Origin of the sequence: Neobacillus muris, assembly GCF_943193175.1 — a bacterium.
Classification (GTDB): Bacteria; Bacillota; Bacilli; order Bacillales; family Cytobacillaceae; genus Neobacillus; species Neobacillus muris.
In genome coordinates, this window is record NZ_CALPDF010000025.1 from 1 (window position 1) to 19,339 (window position 19,339).

The 19,339-nt window shown below is 43.0% G+C and carries 21 protein-coding genes and 1 riboswitch; of the genes, 19 read left to right on the forward strand and 2 right to left on the reverse strand.

Going from position 1 to position 19,339, the window contains the following annotated elements:
• Positions 1-127: 127 nt before the first annotated feature.
• Positions 128-1,033 carry a TIGR01777 family oxidoreductase gene (locus tag NFS43_RS15510; RefSeq protein ID WP_251553639.1) on the forward strand — a complete coding sequence of 302 codons (906 nt, stop codon included), beginning with the start codon at positions 128-130 and terminating at the stop codon, positions 1,031-1,033.
• Positions 1,034-1,096: 63 nt separating this feature from the next.
• Here the strand turns inward: NFS43_RS15510 and NFS43_RS15515 are convergent, their stop codons facing one another.
• Both NFS43_RS15515 and NFS43_RS15520 read right to left on the reverse strand, forming a co-directional pair.
• Positions 1,097-1,345: a hypothetical protein gene (locus tag NFS43_RS15515; RefSeq protein ID WP_251553641.1), complete on the reverse strand. Its 249-nt coding sequence runs from the start codon at positions 1,343-1,345 to the stop codon at positions 1,097-1,099.
• Positions 1,346-1,443: 98 nt separating this feature from the next.
• Positions 1,444-1,782: a DUF192 domain-containing protein gene (locus tag NFS43_RS15520; RefSeq protein ID WP_251553643.1), complete on the reverse strand. Its 339-nt coding sequence runs from the start codon at positions 1,780-1,782 to the stop codon at positions 1,444-1,446.
• A gap of 187 nt (positions 1,783-1,969) precedes the next feature.
• Positions 1,970-2,055: riboswitch (cyclic di-GMP riboswitch) on the forward strand.
• 66 nt (positions 2,056-2,121) lie between these two features.
• Here NFS43_RS15520 and NFS43_RS15525 point away from each other — a divergent pair.
• The 18 genes from NFS43_RS15525 to NFS43_RS15610 all read left to right on the forward strand — a co-directional run bounded on the left by NFS43_RS15525 (position 2,122) and on the right by NFS43_RS15610 (position 19,268).
• Positions 2,122-2,316 carry a Flp family type IVb pilin gene (locus NFS43_RS15525; RefSeq protein WP_251553645.1) on the forward strand — a complete coding sequence of 65 codons (195 nt, stop codon included), beginning with the start codon at positions 2,122-2,124 and terminating at the stop codon, positions 2,314-2,316.
• Positions 2,317-2,419: 103 nt separating this feature from the next.
• On the forward strand, positions 2,420-2,911 hold the full coding sequence (locus tag NFS43_RS15530; protein ID WP_251553647.1) for an A24 family peptidase: 492 nt from the start codon (positions 2,420-2,422) through the stop codon (positions 2,909-2,911).
• Positions 2,908-3,291, forward strand: a complete 384-nt coding sequence (locus tag NFS43_RS15535) for a TadE family protein (RefSeq protein WP_251553648.1) — start codon at positions 2,908-2,910, stop codon at positions 3,289-3,291. The genes NFS43_RS15530 and NFS43_RS15535 overlap by 4 nt, the downstream gene beginning before the upstream one ends.
• A complete protein-coding gene (locus tag NFS43_RS15540; RefSeq protein ID WP_251553650.1) occupies positions 3,291-4,199 on the forward strand; it encodes a pilus assembly protein TadG-related protein in 909 nt (302 codons plus the stop codon). The genes NFS43_RS15535 and NFS43_RS15540 overlap by 1 nt, the downstream gene beginning before the upstream one ends.
• A gap of 15 nt (positions 4,200-4,214) precedes the next feature.
• Positions 4,215-4,766, forward strand: a complete 552-nt coding sequence (gene cpaB / locus NFS43_RS15545; protein ID WP_251553652.1) for a Flp pilus assembly protein CpaB — start codon at positions 4,215-4,217, stop codon at positions 4,764-4,766.
• A 59-nt stretch (positions 4,767-4,825) separates the two neighbouring features.
• Positions 4,826-5,953: a CpaE/TadZ family protein gene (locus NFS43_RS15550; RefSeq protein WP_251553654.1), complete on the forward strand. Its 1,128-nt coding sequence runs from the start codon at positions 4,826-4,828 to the stop codon at positions 5,951-5,953.
• A 15-nt stretch (positions 5,954-5,968) separates the two neighbouring features.
• The gene (locus tag NFS43_RS15555; protein WP_251553656.1) at positions 5,969-7,315 is read left to right on the forward strand and encodes a TadA family conjugal transfer-associated ATPase; all 1,347 of its coding nucleotides are present in this window, start codon (positions 5,969-5,971) and stop codon (positions 7,313-7,315) included.
• A 5-nt stretch (positions 7,316-7,320) separates the two neighbouring features.
• Positions 7,321-8,280, forward strand: a complete 960-nt coding sequence (locus NFS43_RS15560; protein ID WP_251553658.1) for a type II secretion system F family protein — start codon at positions 7,321-7,323, stop codon at positions 8,278-8,280.
• A gap of 204 nt (positions 8,281-8,484) precedes the next feature.
• Complete coding sequence (locus tag NFS43_RS15565; protein ID WP_251553660.1) at positions 8,485-9,216, forward strand: type II secretion system F family protein; 732 nt, start codon at positions 8,485-8,487, stop codon at positions 9,214-9,216.
• Between the two features lie 224 nt (positions 9,217-9,440).
• Positions 9,441-11,111, forward strand: a complete 1,671-nt coding sequence (locus NFS43_RS15570) for an AMP-binding protein (RefSeq protein ID WP_251553662.1) — start codon at positions 9,441-9,443, stop codon at positions 11,109-11,111.
• Between the two features lies 1 nt (position 11,112).
• Complete coding sequence (locus NFS43_RS15575) at positions 11,113-12,675, forward strand: acyl-CoA carboxylase subunit beta (protein ID WP_251553663.1); 1,563 nt, start codon at positions 11,113-11,115, stop codon at positions 12,673-12,675.
• Positions 12,676-12,704: 29 nt separating this feature from the next.
• Complete coding sequence (locus tag NFS43_RS15580; RefSeq protein ID WP_251553664.1) at positions 12,705-13,487, forward strand: enoyl-CoA hydratase; 783 nt, start codon at positions 12,705-12,707, stop codon at positions 13,485-13,487.
• 25 nt (positions 13,488-13,512) lie between these two features.
• The gene (locus tag NFS43_RS15585) at positions 13,513-14,496 is read left to right on the forward strand and encodes an NADPH:quinone oxidoreductase family protein (RefSeq protein ID WP_251553665.1); all 984 of its coding nucleotides are present in this window, start codon (positions 13,513-13,515) and stop codon (positions 14,494-14,496) included.
• 188 nt (positions 14,497-14,684) lie between these two features.
• Positions 14,685-15,500, forward strand: coding sequence for a ZIP family metal transporter (locus NFS43_RS15590; protein ID WP_251553666.1), 816 nt, complete (start codon positions 14,685-14,687; stop codon positions 15,498-15,500).
• Between the two features lie 167 nt (positions 15,501-15,667).
• Complete coding sequence (locus NFS43_RS15595) at positions 15,668-16,075, forward strand: acyl-CoA thioesterase (protein ID WP_251553667.1); 408 nt, start codon at positions 15,668-15,670, stop codon at positions 16,073-16,075.
• 90 nt (positions 16,076-16,165) lie between these two features.
• The gene (locus NFS43_RS15600) at positions 16,166-17,341 is read left to right on the forward strand and encodes an iron-containing alcohol dehydrogenase (RefSeq protein ID WP_251553668.1); all 1,176 of its coding nucleotides are present in this window, start codon (positions 16,166-16,168) and stop codon (positions 17,339-17,341) included.
• A gap of 72 nt (positions 17,342-17,413) precedes the next feature.
• Complete coding sequence (locus NFS43_RS15605; RefSeq protein ID WP_251553669.1) at positions 17,414-18,859, forward strand: aldehyde dehydrogenase family protein; 1,446 nt, start codon at positions 17,414-17,416, stop codon at positions 18,857-18,859.
• A 196-nt stretch (positions 18,860-19,055) separates the two neighbouring features.
• Entirely contained in the window at positions 19,056-19,268 is a 213-nt protein-coding gene (locus NFS43_RS15610) for a hypothetical protein (RefSeq protein WP_251553670.1), read from the forward strand.
• The last annotated feature ends 71 nt before the right edge of the window (positions 19,269-19,339 follow it).

The following is a 19,339-nucleotide window of genomic DNA, read 5'->3' on the forward strand; positions in this document are numbered from 1 at the left end:
ACCTCAATTATCCTTAGATTTCAGGGGGTGACAATTTTTTTGCTTATAAAGCCCTCTATCAAGGTATTTTATAGCCTATTTTAAATAAAAGTTTTTACAATACGTCAAAATTGGAGGGGGGGAGTGTATGAAAATTGTCATTGCTGGCGGTTCAGGATTCATCGGGCAGAAATTGACTGAAATTCTCCTAAATAAGGGACATATGGTAGTCATTTTAACAAGGAAAGATCGACCGTCTAAAGGTAATATACTGTATGTAAGGTGGCTGGCGGAAGGATCCACTCCTCAAGCAGAGATACAAAATGCTGATGTGTTTATCAATTTAGCAGGTGTATCGATTAACGATGGACGATGGAGCGTGAAACATCAGAAACAAATATACAGCAGCAGGATGCAAGCAACGGATGAATTATTAAAAATTATAGACGGCCTGTCAGAAAAGCCGAAAGTTCTAATAAATGCCAGTGCGATTGGGATCTATCCTGCTTCATTCACCGCAGTCTACTCCGAGGAAAGCACAGTAATAGCAAATGACTTTCTTGGCAAGACGGTATCGGATTGGGAGACCAAAGCCAAACAAGTTGAAGCACAAGGCATTCGGGCTGTTTTTATGAGGTTCGGCGTCGTTCTTGGAAGGGAAGGAGGTGCGCTTCCTCTCATGGCACTGCCTTACAAATTGTTTGCCGGCGGGACGGTTGGCTCGGGTAAACAATGGGTGTCTTGGATACATGTAACGGATGTGGTAAGGGCGGTCGTCTTTGCTATAGATCATCCTCACCTGCATGGACCTATCAATGTTGTATCGCCTCAACCGGTAAGAATGAAGGAGTTTGGGAAGACAATCGGCCAGGTATTACATCGGCCCCATTGGCTCCCTGTTCCTGCTTTAGCCCTAAAGCTCACACTGGGTCATAAAAGTGCCCTCGTTCTTGAGGGACAGCATGTGGCTGCAAAGGCGTTAATGGACGCGGGGTTTGAATTCAGGTTTCCTGGCCTTTACCAAGCTTTGGAGGACCTGTCAAAGTCTAGATAGCGTAATAACTTCTAAAAAAAGAGTTCAGCCCAACTTTGTTTGGGTTGAACTCTTTCCTTCGATTTACCAAAAGAAAAATGGGGAAAATCCAAATCCGACGAATGGGAAGAAAACAGGAGGCCGAAAGAATGGACCGCCCCAAAAACCATATCCGTATCCGCTGCCAGAAGGACTCGAAGAACTCATTTCTTCAATCTCCAGCCCGTCTTTCCTCACCTTCGCTACCCGTCCAATAGCCCAATTCCCTTCATTATTGACAAACCGAATCATTTCTCCCTCAAGACGTTTGGCCTTTTGATAATCTAATTGCATTTGCTTATTCCCCTTTACTTTGGACTTGCTATAAATTATGAAGGATGTCCATCGTGTGCAAAGGCACTAGTCTATCTAAAAAGTAAATTGGTTTAAATTTATTGCTTTAAACTATCGCCGATCTTGATATCGTAGGAACGAATAGTGTTGACAGGCAATTCCATTACAGAAGCCGCATTATTTATGGGAAAAATCAGTGACCAAGGTTTAACTGATTCTTTCAAATAGATGACCTCATTATTTGAATTGAGAAAAACGACATCAATGGGAAAAAACATAAAAAACATATGAATGGAATTGCAGGGAATAATCCAAATCCCCTCATTTACAATTGGTTTCTTCTTAAACATTAAGCCTCTGAACCTTTTCCAAAAGGTATTGTAAACATAAATCGTGATCGGTAAAGGATGGACAATTTGATTCCGAATCTTTTGCATCTATTTTCTCCAATTGCTCCAAAGTAATATTGCGATATATTTGTAATAATTTTTCCATATAAATGTAAAATATACAAAATCTTATCATTGTTGATATTCGAATCTGCGTGATACTATTTGTCTGTAGACAACAACAAGATACGACAAAAACTGCTGGATTTCTACAATCCCGATGCTGTCTACAAAAAACAGAAAAAGGCAAACTAAGGGAAATCTTAGGACGCAAAACTATAGGGGCTTTATTACTTGTTAATATGCCAGCCAGTTGCCGAAAGTGGTTTTGCCATTCTTCGGGAAAGAAAAAAATTATTATATAAAATGAAGGGTGGACAATAGATCATGATGAATCAAATTAAAAAGTTTGTAAAAGAGGAAAAAGGACAAGGCATGACCGAATACGGTTTAATCTTAGGTGTTATTGCAGTTGGAGCCGTAGTTGCTATTACAGCATTTGGAGATGCCATTGTTGACAAGTTAGAAGAAGTGAAAACGAATATCTTTGGTGGATCTACTACAACTGGATCTAATTCATAAATATATCTAATAAACGAAATATACAGCTATAAAAATTAGTTCATTAAAATCCTACTTTCATTTTCATTTGAAGAAAGTAGGATTTTTTGCGAGGTGAAAGGAAATGTTGACAGCTACTTTATTTACCATTTTAATCATTTCATTAATTACAGATATTAAATATCGAAGAATATATAACGTAGTGACATTTCCGGCTATGCTCATCGGACTGATCGGCAACACGGTTACATCTGGCTGGGACGGGCTTTTCTTTAGTCTTCTAGGCCTACTAACAGGTTTAGGCTTACTCCTTATACCGTATGCGCTGGGCGCTATGGCTGCGGGTGATGTGAAGCTGTTGATGGCGATTGGTGCAATAGAGGGAGCAGCCTTTACGTTTGGCGCCTTTTTATATGTAGCGATTATTGGCGGCATAATAGCGCTGGGTATCCTTATCTGGCATAAGGAACTGCTTCAATCATTAAAAAGAATATTCCTTTCTGCCCAATTCAAAACCTTGAATGGGCTGAGCAAAGATGAATTACACCATGCTTATCCATATGGAGCAGCCATTGTACTTGGCACATTATGCTTTTTTGGAGTTGGTTGGCTTTGATTAAATCGGAAAAAGGACAAGCAACTGTGGAATTAGCAATTGCTTTAACGCTGATCACCTTGATTTTATTCAGTATTATCGACTTTGGCCGTATCTTTCATGCCTATCTTGCACTTGAAAATGCAGGAAGAGAAGCTGCAAGGCAGGCCAGTTTGGGGGCAGCTGATACCGAGGTGATCAGAACAGCATACAGTACTGCGCCATCACTGGATGACGATCTGTTAATGGTAAACATAACACCATCGGAATTAAACCGAAAAAGCGGAATATATGTGACAGTTACCTTGTCCTATCCGATTTCACCGTCAATTCCTGGTTTAAAGGAAATCCTGCCAGATTCACTCATGATCAAGTCAAAAACCGTAATGAGGGTGGAATAATGGTAAGATCTTTTTTAAAGGAAGAGAATGGGGCAGTCATGGTCCTTGTAGCCATTATGATGACCGTTTTTATGGCGCTATTAGCTTTGGTCATTGATGCAGGTTCTCTATATCTTGAAAAAGCACAGCTTCAAAAGATTGTGGATGCATCCGCATTGGCGGGTGCACAGGAGCTGCCGGCAAATCCCGGCAATTCGCGGGCAGAAATCAATAAAACGATTCAATACTACAATGAAAATCCAAATGATTTTACTGTCACATTCAATGAAAGCCACACATCAATTGAAGTTACAGGATCAAAGACGGGTACACTCTTTTTTGCTAAATCACTCGGATTCGAACAACCTAAGATTAAAGCAAAGTCAAAAGTGGCATTATATCCGTTAACATCTGTAAAAAACGCTATCCCATTGGGGATTCAGCCATCTGCAGATTTACAGTTCGGATCCCTGCAATCTTTGAAGGTCAGTGACTCTGCCTACGGAAATTTTGGCGCTATTGCCTTAACAGGACCAGGAGCAAAAGACTATGAGACAGACTTTAAAAATGGATACCAATTTGATTTAAAGGTCGGTACCATTTTAAATACACAAACAGGGCAATTATCTGGACCCACAACAAGAGCCGTTGATTATAGATTGAGTTCATGTCCTGATGCAACCTATTTAGATTATCCAAAAGATTGCTCAAGAGTCGTGATGGTGCCAATCTTTGAGGCTATTCAAACTCAACAAAATCAGGTGAAGCAAGTAAAAGTGGTTGGCTTTGGGTCATTTTTTTTGGAGGGGGTTTCCTCCACAAAAGAGGGGGCAGTCGTTACAGGACGGTTTATTGGAAGGGTCACTTCGGGTGAGACATCCGCAAATCAAACGGATTACGGAACTTATAGTATAAAATTGACTCGTTAGAAATGAGTGATCAACTTGAATACAAAAAAAATATGGCTTCTCGCGCTTATATTTGGAGCTGTCATGTCTATTTTCTTTTATTTTCTCACAGCTGAGCAGACAAGTCCGAAACAGGAGGAAAAGAGCACTTCTTCAACTGCTTCGGAACAAACAAAGGAATCGGAAGCTTCGAATACATCTGGGATAAAGCTTTCAGCTGGTAAACGAGCAGTCTCCATTGCAGTAAATGAACTCCAAAGTGTTTCAGGTTTTGTTAAACCTGGAAGCTATGTCGATGTGATTTTCATTTCACCTGTGCCTGCAGGAGAAAATACTACTGCACAAATTCTTTTAAGCAATGTAAAGGTGTTAGCCACTGGAAAACAGGTAAAGAATAATGCCAATGAGAATCAAGACCCTTATGAAATGGTTACCCTAGAAGTAAGTCCTAATGAAGGGGCAGCCCTTGCTTTTGCAAAAGAAGCCGGTACAGTCTCTCTTATGCTAAGGGGTGAGAACGACGACAAAACGGAACCGGCTGTCCATTACTCTTATCAGGAATTACGTGAGGGAACGATGACGAAATGAGGATACCTTATTTTATTTTTTCAGAAAAACAAATGTACTCTTCTGCTATAAAATCAGTCATGGAAGATGTGAAAAAACGGGCAGCGATAGTGGATACGACTGTTGATCTAAAACATGCCTTGGAGGATGTAAAGGGCTCCATCGTTATCATAGGTCCCCATTTGCAAAAAGATCCCTATAAAGTATGCCAAGACCTGTCGCTGAATTATCCAGCAAGTGCCATCCTGCTTGTATTAAATAAACAAGACATTGATTATAAAAAGGCGATGTTTTCTGGTGCCCTTGACATACTCGACATTGAATGTGAGGAATCCGAGTTAATTGAATCCGTTCAAAAGGCAGAAGAAATCGTGAAATTAAAGGTGGAAGGAAACCTGGATCTCAATGATGAGGGCAAAAAGGCGAAAGTGGTTACCGTATGCAGCACTAAAGGCGGAGTAGGAAAAACGACCATTAGCGTCAATATTGCGGCAGCATTGAATAAAAAAAACTTGAAGGTAGCCGTCCTTGATCTGGATCTGCAATTTGGCGATGTCTCCCTGTTATTTGATCAGCAGCCAAGCCTTACCATTTATGACTGGGTAAAGCAATCCTATGAGAATGGGGATAAGTCCTTCAAGAGATATATGACTAAACATTCATCAGGAGTGGAGATATTAGCAGCGCCAACCCTGCCGGAATTTGCTGAAATGATAACTGGAGAACATATTGCCTATTTAATCGAGGCCATGAAAAAAGAATACGATATCATCATTATTGATACGCCGCCATCATTTGTTGAGACAAGTTTAGTCGCCCTGGAAAACTCAGACGATATTCTCTTAATTGTTTCAATGGATTTGCCCGCTTTAAAGAACGGGAAACTTGCGGTTGAAACATTAAACTTATTAGAACTTAAAGATAAAATTAAGATTATTTTAAATCGGGATACGGCTTCAGATGGAATAACGAAAGAAGTGGTAGAGGAAGTTTTGGCAATGAAGATAAAAGGAACCATCCCTAGTGATTATCCAACAGTCATTTCATCTGTCAACCGAGGAACCCCCTTTGTCACGATGGCCCCTCGGACTCCAGTTGCCAAATCCCTAATGAAGATCTCTGAACAACTGGTAACAGCCGTTCCACTTGAATCCGAGAAAGTTGAAGTGAAGAAAAACAGACGGTCTCTCTTTAAGAAAAAGAAATAATCAAGGAGGATTTGTATGTCGTTATTACAACGTCTAAATGAAAAAAATCTCTCCACCGCTTTAACGCAAGATGGGAATCCGGTCACGTCCAAAAGAGAGATTGTGAGACCAAAAGAATCTGAATTAAAATTATCGCTCCAAAGCCATCTTATTGCTGAATTAAAAAAGAACCCGAACCTCTCGGATGATGGCCAAAGAGAATTGATTGAAGTTGAATCAATGAAATTTTTAAATGACAAAAACGATCGGTTAACATATGAGGGGAAAGTAGAGTTAATTAGAACCGTTTCGAATGAATTGATTGGATACGGTCCCATCACTTCCTTATTAAATGACCCGGAAGTGTCGGAAATTATGGTGAATGGGCCCTTTCAAATTTATATCGAAAAGAATGGCAAGCTTCTTTTGAGTGACCAATATTTTCGTGATGACGAACATGTGCTGCAAGTAATCGAAAAAATTGTATCTCCCCTCGGAAGAAGGATTGATGAAAGCAGTCCGATGGTCGATGCCCGGCTCCCTGATGGATCAAGGGTTAACGCCATTATTCCGCCTTTGTCATTAGTCGGCCCTGCGATTACCATCAGAAAATTTCCGCAAAATCGTTTGCAAATTGACGATTTAATACGGTTTGGGTCCCTTTCAGATGAGATGGCCAAATTTTTAGAAGCCTGTGTAAAGGCTAGGCTGAATATATTTATCAGCGGTGGTACTGGAAGCGGAAAAACCAGTTTATTAAATGTGTTATCTTCTTTTATTCCTGCTGATGAAAGAATTGTCACGATAGAGGATGCGGCGGAACTGCAACTGCTTCAGGACCATATCGTTTCATTGGAAACAAGGCCGCCCAATATTGAAGGAAAAGGTGCCATTTCCATTCGTGACCTTGTCAGAAACTCACTCAGAATGAGACCAGATCGAATTGTGATTGGAGAGGTACGCAGCGGGGAAGCGCTCGACATGCTCCAAGCCATGAATACAGGACATGACGGTTCCTTAGCGACTGGGCACTCCAATTCACCAAGGGAAATGCTTTCTCGTTTAGAAACGATGGTATTGATGGCGGGAATGGATTTGCCAATCCGCGCTATTCGCGAACAAATGGCAGGAGCTATCGACCTGATCATCCAGCAGTCGCGCCTGAAGGACGGCAGCCGAAAGGTGGTCAATATTACAGAAGTCATTGGGATGGAAGGGGACACCATCGTATTGCAGGACCTATTTTCATTCCGCCAGACAGGAACTGGAGAGAATGGGAAAATAATCGGCAAACATGTGTCAGCTGGAATCCGCCCCTATTGCTCTGAAAAGCTGGAGCAATATGGATTTGAACTGCCTGCAGATTGGTTTAATGGAGAGTGAAGTCCATGGTGATTTTGATATTTATTTGTTCCTTCTTAGTTTTTGGCCTGATTGGATCAAGGATCTTCAATCGAAAGAACTACATGGCCAAAAGGCTTGAAAAATTAATCCCGAATAGCACTAGACCAGAACTTATGAAAGCAGAGACAGCTGTTTCCTCAAAAAACTTAACGGTAAAAGATATAATTGAAAAGATTTCTAATCATATTAGCTTATCAGATAAAAAGCGCAAAAGGCTGGAAACTGAGCTGCAAGGTGCAGGGATTCAATTAAAAGTGGAAGAATTTATTGCGATCCGGACTGCATTATTGACAACTGGCATTATTTGTATCGCTGCAGGGGTGCCTATTGTAGTCTCAATATTGATTGGTTTATTCAGCTGGAAACTTCCATCGCTTTACGTCAAAAAGAAAAAAGAAAAACGAATTGCTGCCAGCGGTGAACAACTGCCCCAAGCTTTAGAGACCATGGCAAATGCGTTGAAATCAGGATTTAGTTTTATGCAGGCGATGCAGGTGGTCTCGAAGGAAATGCCGGACCCAATTGGGATTGAATTTAAACGGACATTAAAAGAGATGAATCTAGGGGTCTCAACTGAAGTTGCTTTTGAAAATCTTCTGGAACGGCTTCCAAACCGGGATTTAGAAATTGTCGTAACGGCTGTGTTAATTCAAAGAACTACAGGCGGCAACCTTGCACAGATTCTGGAAACGATCCATGAAACGATATCGGAAAGAGTCCGGTTGAAGGATGAAATGAAAGCACTGACCTCGCAAGGCCGAATGTCCGCTTTAGTCATTACGTTGCTCCCAGTCTTTATGGGAATTATTTTAAGCCTTCTAAATCCAGGTTATTTTGATCCCATGCTTTCTCATCCTTTGGGCCAGATTTTGCTTGGCGGCGGGGTAGTGTCAGGAATATTAGGCTGGATATTTATCCAAAAGGTTGTCACAATCGAGGTGTAAAAAATGGTCAAACTATTCTTCTGTCTTTCATCGTTCTTGTTTTTTACGAGCATTGGTGTGCTGCTATTAAATAGATTATTTCGGAATCACATTGCTATAAACCAAAGAATAGCACCATTCTTGCCGTCCCAAGCTAATCAACTAGAGTCCAATGAGGAGGATGGGTCCCATAAGACATTTTATATCAGAATAATCCTGCCTATAATGGAAAAGCTCCAGACTTTTGTTTTAGGAAAACTGCCTAAAAACAAAATTGCTCAAGTTGAAAAGAAGCTGCAAGCTGCCGGGCATCCATTTGGCCTTTCAGCAGGTACCTTTATTTTGCTTCAGGTGATTTTACCGGTTTTTCTCTTATTAGTATTTATGGCTTTGTTTCTGCCTCTGGCTGAAGAGAAAGGAAAGGTTTTATTCTTATCAGCGTTTGTTTCACTTTTTGCCTATTTTTATCTTAATCATTACTTAACAGCCAAGAGCAAACAACGGACGAAGGAAATTGAAAAGGCCATGCCCGATTTCTTTGACATGTTAAACGTCTCGATTGAAGCGGGGATGGGGTTAGATGGCGCGCTAAAAAAGGTCTGCAGCCAAATGGATTCAGCGATAGCAAAAGAATTCTTATCGGCTCTGGAGGATATGAAGTTAGGTAAAACAAGGAGGCAGGCTTTTATTCAATTAAGAGAGCGTGTCCCTTCTGATTTTTTTAGAAGTGTCATGAACTCCATTATCCAAGCGGACCAAATGGGAATCGGCTTGAGCAAGGTTTTGCAGGCACAAACACAACGGATTAGAGAAAAACAAAGATTTTCGGCAAAAGAAAGGGCTATGAAAGCGCCTGTTAAGATGTTAATTCCGATGGTGCTGTTTATCTTCCCAACTTTATTTGTAGTGTTGCTTGGCCCGGTAATTATTAATTTAATAACCAAATTTTCACAATAATAATAAAGGCAAAATCCCATGAGAAAAGGATATCGAGGGAAATTGCCTTTTTAATTTAGCTCAGTAAACAGGATGGTAATCGTAGTCAATATTGCTGATGAAGTGTTGTCTATTTTTTTCCAATTTTGTATACTATACCTGTACAGTGAGTATTCTGAAATTTTCGACTAAAGTAAAGAAAACGCTTACTTATGTTCAGCTGGAATTTTTAAGGAGGAATGGGAATGAAGGAGCTTTTGCAAAAAAGCTGGCCAAGTGACGTACCGAAAAACTTGTCCTACCGATTAGGGGAAAAACCATTGCATGAATATCTTAAACAAAATGCCATGAATACTCCAGAAAAGACAGCCTTTTCTTTTTATGGAACAGATTTATCCTGGAAAGAGCTGGATGAATCAGTCAGTAAATTCAGCCATTTTTTAGCAGTAAATGGAGTGAAAAAGGGGGACTGCATTGCTTTGTTTTTGCAAAATTGCCCCCAGTATATCATTGCCCATTATGGAATCCAGCGTGTTGGCGGTATTGTTGTTCCGTTAAACCCAATGTACAAGGAAACGGAACTCGAATATTTAATGAACGAAGTAAACGCAAAAGTGCTGGTAGCCGGCCAAGAACTATATCCGCGCATTGCAGCGGTCCGCTCAAAAACTCCTTCCCTTGAATTGATTGTAACCACAAACTATGCCGATTACTTGCCTGATGAACCCAAATGGCCGCTGCCAGGGGAATTAACTCTGGATAAGCACCATATTCATGATTCTTATGATTTCTTACAAATTATGGACGAAAACGATCCTTATCCACCGAACGTTGAGCTTGATCTCTGGAATGACATTGGCTTAATGGTGTTCACCTCAGGTACAACCGGAAGGCCAAAAGCGGCCATGCTTCCTTATGGCAGTGCCTTGTTTAAAACGGCTGCCACGGTACAAGCAAACCAGCTGGACCCAAATGGACGGATATTATCCATTGCGCCCCTTTGCCACATTGCCGGAATGGTTATGGGGGTCAATATTCCTATTTATAGTGGAGTTGAGTGTGTTTTATTAACGCGGTTTGATCCGAAGACTACCGTTGAAGCGATAGAAAAATACGAGATTGCTACCTGGTACAGCATTGCCCCGATGAATGCGGCGATTTTATCTATTCCGGGAATTGAAAACCGAAATCTAAGCTCCTTAAAAAGAAATTTAGCGACCAGTTTTGGTGTACAAGTAACCGAGCAATTGGCCAATGACTGGAAAGAGGCAACCAAGGGCTGCATCCTTCATGAAGCATCCTATGGATTAAGTGAAACTCATACCTGCGACACATTCATGCCGATTAACCAAATTAAATACGGCAGCTGCGGCATCCCAGTCTATCAAACAGATCTTCAAATTATTGACCCAGAAACAGGTGAACCGGCGGACCCAGGGCAAAAAGGGGAAATCCTCATTAAAAATCCGGGCGTATTTAAAGGCTATTTAAACCGCCCGGAAGCAACAGCTGAAACACTCAGGGACGGCTGGGTCCACACCGGCGATATTGGCAGTGTCGACGAGGATGGGTATTTATTTTTTCACGGCAGATTAAAAGAGATGATGAAGGTCTCCGGTTTCAGTGTATTCCCTGAGGATGTGGAAGCCATGCTTAATGAACATCCAGGAATCCTTCAGAGTGCCGTCATTGGCGTGCCAGACGAAACCAAAGGGGAAAGCATTAAGGCTTTCGTTGTTTTAAAACCAGAATACGTTGGGAAAGTTTCCGAGAAAGAACTTATTGCATGGGCGAGAGAGAAAATGGCTGTATACAAGGCTCCGAGATTCGTAGAGTTCATCAGACAATTGCCGGCAACCAGCTCTGGGAAGGTATTAAGACGACTATTGAAACAACCACAAGGAAAGGAAGCTTAACGTGATCAATCAAGAAAAGGACATCGTAAATGAAGCAGTGGAAGAATTAAAGGAACGAAAAAAACGTGCCAGTTTAAATGGCGGAATAGAAAAAATCCAGCGCCAGCATGATTCAGGCTTTTATACAGCGAGAGAAAGAATTGGCCTGCTGGTTGATCCGGATTCGTTTATAGAGCTTGGGATGCTCAATCATTCGGATATGGCAGGGACAGAGAATAAAAGTGCCGGCGACGGCCTGATTGCTGGCCTGGCCAAGGTAAATGGACGTCCGATCATGGTGCAGGCTGGCGACAAAACCGTTTTTGCCGGAACAGAAGGTGCGGTCCACATAAGAAAAGCGAAAACGACCCACGAGTATGCCCTTAAACGGGGGCTCCCTATGTTCTATCTGCATGAAGGGGGCGGATTACGGATGCCAGACGGAATGGGCTCCGATGGTATCAGCGACAAGCTATTTCCTCAAGAAATGCTGACACATAATCGGCAGGTTCCGTCTATTGCCAGTATTCTTGGTGACAGCTTTGGCGGACCGACCTGGACAGCCGTTTCCTCTGACTTTGTCAGCCAGCTGAAAGGAACCTGTATGGCTGTTGCGGGCCCAAGAATGATCGAGATGGCAACCGGCCAGCAGATTTCCAATGAAGAATTGGGCGGCTGGAAGGTGCATGCCTATCAGACTGTCCAGTCTGATGCTTTTGGAGAGACAGAAGAGGAATGTATTGCCCAAATGAAAGAATATTTTAGCTACATGCCTCTTAACGCAACAGAGGAGCCCCCGTATAAAGAATCTAGTGATGATCCATACCGATTGGTCGATTCCGTATTGGATATTTTACCTAAGAAAACCAATCGGGCTTATGACATGAAAAAAATCATCGCTGAACTCGTAGATGACCGCCAATTTTTTGAATATAAGGCGTTATATGGAGCAGCTCTTATAACCGTTTTTGCCAGGATGAACGGACGAACCGTTGGGATTATTGCCAGTCAGCCGATCAAGTATGCCGGAGCAGCGGGTGTCCAGGAATGTGAAAAAGCTACGGACTTTATTGTCTTATGTGACTCATACCATATTCCATTGATATTTCTGCATGATACCCCCGGTTTTCGGATTAGCAATGAAGCGGAGAAGCTGAAGATTCCAACAAAAATCATGGTGTGGAATCAAGCACTGGCACAGTCCACGGTTCCGAAACTTTCAGTTGTAATCCGCAAAAGTGTTGGCGCGGCTTATGGAAATATGTGCGGACCGACGATGGGAGCAGATTTTGTCGTCGCATGGCCAACAGCCGAAATCAATTTCACTGGCCCAGAAGTCGGGATCAATGTCGTATATGGGCGGCAGCTTGAAGGAGTGGAAAATCCCAAGGAGGTGCGCCATCAGCTATTGGAAAAATGGGCGTTTGACAGCTCGCCATACAAAGCAGCCGCCAAGCATCTCATTGATGATGTAATTGATCCAAGGGAAACGAGAAAATTCCTTTGCAGGGCATTGGAATATGCTGCTGTAAAGAATGGGACAAAGAGTGAGCGAAGACTGGCGAATTGGCCGACAGGTTTATAAAATAATTCCAAAGCAGGGGTGAAAAGAGGATGACGAATTCATTAGTGAAAATGGAAACAATGGAACATATTGCCGTCGTAACCATTGATAATCCGCCATTGAATGTGCTGGGCAGTCAAGTTTCGAAAGAATTAAAAGACATATTTGATGAAATCGCCTTAGACCAAGAGATTGTGGCGGTGATATTGACGGGTGCTGGAAACAGGGCGTTTATGGCAGGTGCCGATATTAAGGAATTTCCTCAATCGATTGGAAAACCCGGGAAAAAGGATCATGTCTTAAAACAGCACGAAATGTTTAATCAAATTGATTTCCTTCCGAAGCCGACGATTGCCGTCTTAAATGGGTTAGCCTTTGGCGGTGGCTGCGAGCTGGCTCTCACCTGTGATATCCGGATTGCAGAAGACCATGCACAGCTTGGTCTGCCAGAAATCAAGTTGGGAATCTTTCCAGGCGGCGGCGGAACACAACGTCTGCCAAGGCTGATTGGTGAGGCAAAAGCAAAGGAGCTAATGTTTACTGGAGAACCGATCACCGCACAAGAAGCAGAAAGAATCGGACTGGTTAATAAAGTGGTGCCAACAGGAGAAGGGATGGCAGAAGCATTGGCAATGGCAAGAAAAATGGCTGGCTACTCGCTGCAGGCGTTATCCCGGATCAAAAAAGCTGTAGATGAAGGAAGCAATTTGGAATTCTCAAAAGGAATTGAAAGGGAAGCGGAATTGTTTGCGGAAGTATTTCTAACGGAAGATGTAAAAGAAGGGGTGCAGGCATTTATCGAAAAAAGAAAGCCTGTCTTTTCCCATAAGTAGATTCTAACTATAGGAGGCAGGATAAATGCATAAGTGGATTGTTCCTAGATTAGGTGACCCTAAAGAGGTTTTAGAATGGCAAGAGTCGGCGGTTCCGGAAGTGGAGGATGGGAAACTGCTCATTCAAGTGGAGGCTTCATCGCTGAACTTTTTCGATATTTTATTATGCCAAGGAAATTATCAGGAAAAACCACCTTTGCCGTTTACACCAGGAGCTGAGATTGCCGGCATTGTCCGCTGGGCAGGAAACGGGAGCCGGTTTAAAGTGGGGCAGAGAGTCATTGCTACTCCGCCGCTGCCAAATGGGGGCTTGGCAGAATGGGTCAATGTCCCGGAAGAATCGGTATACGCCATTTCAGCCTCGATGTCTCCAGAGGAAGCAGCAGCGATGTTTATTACCTACCAAACTTCCTACTACGCCTTATACAATCGGGCGAATCTTCAAGAAGGCGAAGTTCTATTGGTCCACGCGGGTGCAGGCGGAGTTGGTTCGGCAGCCATCCAGCTCGGAAAGGCAAGAGGAGCCAAAGTCATCGCCACTGCGGGAGGGCCGGATAAGGCCAGGATATGCAAAGAGCTGGGAGCAGACATAGCGATTGATTACCTCACAGAGGATTTTATTGATATTGTAAAAAAAGAAACTGGGGGCCGCGGCGCCGACGTCATCTATGACCCGGTTGGGGGGGATGTATTTGATCGTTCCAGAAAATGCATCGCCTTTGACGGACGCCTGTTGGTCATTGGTTTTGCCAGCGGCAGGATTCCAGATGCTCCTGCCAATCATGCACTGGTTAAAAACTATTCCATTGTCGGTGTTCATTGGGGCTTATTCCGAAGGTTATACCCGGATAAGGCAGCCGCCATCCATAAGGATTTAATGAGACTTTATGAGCAAGGAAAGATCCGGCCGTTGATTTATCGGGAATACGATTTCAAGGAAGTTCCCGAAGCGCTGGAAGTGCTGGCAAAGCGCCGGACTTACGGGAAATTAACGGTATCACCACGTTAACGTTTCATATTCATGTTCAGCAAAAAAAGCGGAAACGGTTGTCTCTGCTTTTTTTGCTTTGTTTCAGGTTAAGGCAAAAATCAAAAAATAGCACTATGGAGCAAACTCTAACCAATATGTTGGCTATATACGCCAAAATATGCTAATTTTAAAAAAACAAAATGTATCAGTACATGGAGGCTAATAAAATGCTCGATTGGTTTGGGAGTCTTCCCGCTGTCGCTCAAGCAGCTATAGGGTCGTTCTTCACCTGGGGAATGACTGCCATTGGCTCCGCTTTGGTGTTTACAACAAAAACGGTCAATCAAAAATTTTTAGACAGCATGCTGGGCTTTGCCGGAGGAGTAATGATTGCCGCCAGTTTTTGGTCGTTATTATCACCCGCGCTCGAAATGTCAGAGGGAGGTTCACTGCCAGTATGGCTGCCGGCTGCAATAGGCTTCTTATCAGGAGGATTATTCCTATTAGTGGTCGATAAACTTTTGCCTCATTTACATCCCGAACTGCCGATTGAAAAAGCAGAGGGAATTCATCATACCGGGAAAAAGAGAAGCACCTTGCTTGTATTGGCGATCACCTTACATAATATACCTGAGGGGTTAGCGGTTGGGGTAGCCTTCGGCGCCGTCGCCGCAGGGTTTCCGTCTGCCTCATTAACGGGCGCGATTGCCTTAGCACTTGGGATTGGCATTCAAAATCTCCCAGAGGGAGTGGCAGTGTCAATGCCATTAAGGCGTGAAGGAATGTCAAGGACAAAGAGTTTCCTTTATGGACAATTTTCCGGTTTAGTGGAGCCGATAGCCGCCATTATTGGCGCTTTGTCAGTCCTGTTTATCCAGCCGCTTCTTCCATATGCTCTCAGTTTTGCTGCAGGAGCTATGATCTTTGTTGTGGCAGAAGAGGTGATACCGGGATCGCAGGAAAATGGCAACACCGATCTTGCCTCTATCAGTATCATGATTGGCTTTACCATAATGATGATTTTAGATGTTGCACTAGGTTAGCATCACTAATAAACAGAAAAGCCAGGACCCGCCATAAAAGAATAGGTCACTGGCTTTTGTGTGTTTTATAAAAATATTCAGAAAGTTACATGACACATATGAAAATTTGTAATATAGTAAAAATATGCCAAATATAATATAAGTTGAATGATAGAGGGGAATGTCATATGTTCCGAACAATTATCAAGCCGCGTGTCTCTGAAACGGATGGAGCCGGACACATCAATAACACAACCATTCCCATCTGGCTAGAAGGCGGCCGGGATGAAGTTTTTCGAATGTTTATGCCCAATCTTTCATTCGAAAATTGGAAGCTGGTCATTGTCAACATCCATGTCGATTATCTTCATCAGCTATATTATGGAAGAGAGGTTGAAGTATTAACCTATGTACAAGAGATCGGCAACACCAGCTTTAAATTATATGAAGAAATCTATCAATCAAGGAATAGATGTGTCCGTGGTTCCGCCACCTATGTTAATTACAATCTAGCCACAAATCAATCGGAACCGATCCCCCAAAAGATACGCCAGCAGCTTGAGCAGCATATGTACGATAAGGAAAAAACTAAATGATTTTTAAAAGACAGAAATAGTAAGCAGCATCCAATGATACAGCATAAGGTTTCTATTATAAAACTTTAGTGATGATTGGAGTCTGATTGAATGAAATCCTTTATTTCACCTGTCACCGTCATATCTGGTCCAGGTTCAATAGCTAGGGTACCAGAGGAAATAAACAAGTTTGGCGCTTCTAAAGTCATGATTTTTGCAGATCCTGGAATCGTAAAAATCGGTTTAGTGAACAAGCTGGAAAACCTGTTGGCATATGCCAGCATCGAATACGTGATTTATAGTGATTTAGAGCCTGAACCACCGCTGGAAGTAGGAGATAGAGCATTACAAGCTCTCCGGGAAAGCCAGGCAGATTTTGTGATTGGAATGGGCGGCGGCAGCTCATTGGATATTGCGAAAGCGGTTGCAGTATTATCAGCAAACGATGGAAGGGTTCAAGATTACTTAAATCTTACTGGGACCAAACAATTGACGAACAAGGGACTCCCAAAAATGCTGATCCCAACCACATCGGGAACTGGAGCAGAAGTAACCGATATTGCCGTGTTTTCTTTAGAAACCACTAAAGATGTCATAACCCAACCGCTGCTGTTGGCGGATATTGCCATCGTGGACCCAGAATTAACGTACACTCTGCCTCCGAGCATAACGGCTTCAACAGGAATCGATGCATTAACCCATGCGGTTGAGGCTTTTATTTCGGTGAATGCCACACCGCTCACAGATGCGCTTGCGATTGATGCGATTGAGCGGATCGCTGCGAATATCCGGACAGCCGTCTGGGATGGCGCCAATATGGCTGCACGGCAAGAGCTTTCGTGGGGAAGCCTGATGGCTGGATTAAGTTTTTACAATGCCGGTGTCTCAGGCGTCCATGCGCTAGCTTACCCATTGGGAGGGCTCTTTAAACTTCCCCATGGAGTCTCAAATGCTGTGATGCTTCCTTATGTATTTGATTATATTTGGCCTTCCTGCATGAAAAAGATGGCCAGAATGGCGCAAGCTTTAGGCGTGAATTCTGAGCATTTATCTGTACGAGAAGCTGCCATAGCTGCCGTTCAAGCACTGAATCAAATTGTCCTGGATACTGGTGTTCCTCGTACCCTTAAAGATTATCAAATTAAGCGTGAAGATATTGAAACGCTCGCCAGTGAAGGAATCAAGCAAAAACGGCTGTTGGCGAGGAGCCCTAAACCATACACAATCGATGATATCCGAAATGTCTATTTAGCCGCATTTGAGGGCTCACTCCAGTTAGGCACATAATTTGCCAGCTAAGTGAATAGGGAATGAATTAAACTATAGTCTATAAAAATCTAGATGGATTGAGGTGTGGAAATGGCTGCATATCGAGATATTAAGCAATTATATATTGGCGGAAAGTGGGTACAAGCCCAGCATTACACAAAATTGCATTCACCTTACACCGAAGAAGTGATAGCGAAGGTTCCTGCAGCTTCAAAAGAAGAGGTAAATCAAGCCGTTGAAGCTGCATTCAAGACAAGAACTGTAATGGCGAAAATGCCTGCCCATCAGCGGGCGGCAATATTAGAGAAAGTTGTCAGCCTTTTAGAAACAAATGCTGACCAAGCGGCTGAAACGATTGCCCTTGAGGCTGCAAAGCCGATTGCTGCAGCTAAAAGAGAAATTGTCAGAACGATTCAAACCTATAAGTTTGCCGCTGAGGAAGCAAAACGGATTCACGGCGAAACCTTATCGCTTGATGCAGCACCTGGCGGGGAAAACAAACTCGCCTATACTACCCGGGAACCAATTGGAGTTATTGGGGCAATCACGCCTTTTAATTTCCCGATGAATCTGGTCGCACATAAATTAGGTCCTGCGATTGCTTCAGGAAATACAGTCGTACTGAAACCAGCTTCGCAAACCCCTCTTTCTGCTTTTTTTATTGGGAAGCTGTTTGAAGAAGCAGGGCTTCCTAAAGGGGCATTAAATATTGTTACCGGCAGTGGCAGGGACGTAGGCGATCAGATTGTAACGGATCCGCGAATCAGCATGATTACCTTTACCGGTAGTCCAGAGGTTGGTATCGGCATTCGAAATAAAGCCGGGTTAAAACGAATTACACTTGAGCTTGGTTCCAATTCAGCCCTAATCATCGATGAAGGCACAGATATCGAAAAAATCTTGCCGAGATGTATGATGGGAGCCTTTGATTTCCAAGGCCAGGTATGCATCTCCCTGCAGAGAATATATGTCCATGAAAGTTTATATGAACCGTTTGTCGAAAAATTTGTGGAAGCAGCGAGTCGATTGAAAATAGGTGATCCCTTACATCCAGCTACCGACATTTCGGCCTTGATCTCTAAAAAGGATATTGAACGGACGATGGGCTGGATTGAGGAAGCAAAACAAGCGGGTGCAACTGTCGCAACAGGCGGATTTACACAGGGAAATGCCCTTCTGCCGACCGTCATCCTTAATGCCGATTCAAAATTGAAGGTTAGCTGCCAAGAGGTATTTGCTCCTATCGTGCTTATTAATAAGGTTTCATCAATTAAGGAAGCGATCAGCCAGGTAAACGACTCTCGCTATGGGCTTCAAGCGGGGATTTACACCAACGATCTTCAAGCTGCATTAAATGCCGCTGATGAGCTGCATGTTGGCGGGGTGATGATTAATGATATTCCTACTTTCCGTGTCGACCACATGCCTTATGGGGGAGTCAAAGAAAGCGGAATGGGACGTGAAGGAATCAAATATGCTGTTGAAGAGATGACAGAGTTGAAGCTGGTTGTAATTAATCGAAATGGACCAAAGTAGGAATATTTTAATAGCAAGGTGAACGATTAATCACTTAAGGCATAACCATAACAAGCTGGTTATGCCTTTTTCATGTTTTGTAAGGGAACAACGATTGGATAGTTGTTTTGGTCGTTTTTGCAGGAATGTTTTTCCAATCTATCGTATATATACGATAGAAACTTTTTTAAATTGACTCTGGGGAGATATGGAATGGATGTTTCCAATAGAAGAAGTTGGTACCATGACGGACATTGGAACCATTGCCAAGCGGGTGCGTGAGGTGGGCGCATTATTGGCTGTTGACGCTGTCCAAATGGCGGCTGGATCCGTGCAGGACTGCCCCTTACAATACAGAAGAAGAAATCGACCTCCTCATCACAGCCATTCAAACCTATATACACACGCAAATGTGCTAAAAACGCTTTAGTGAAGCAGGGGACAGGCCCCCGCTCGTTTAAAGCTTCACCGCAATGGGGGACTGTCCCCAAAAAATCCTGC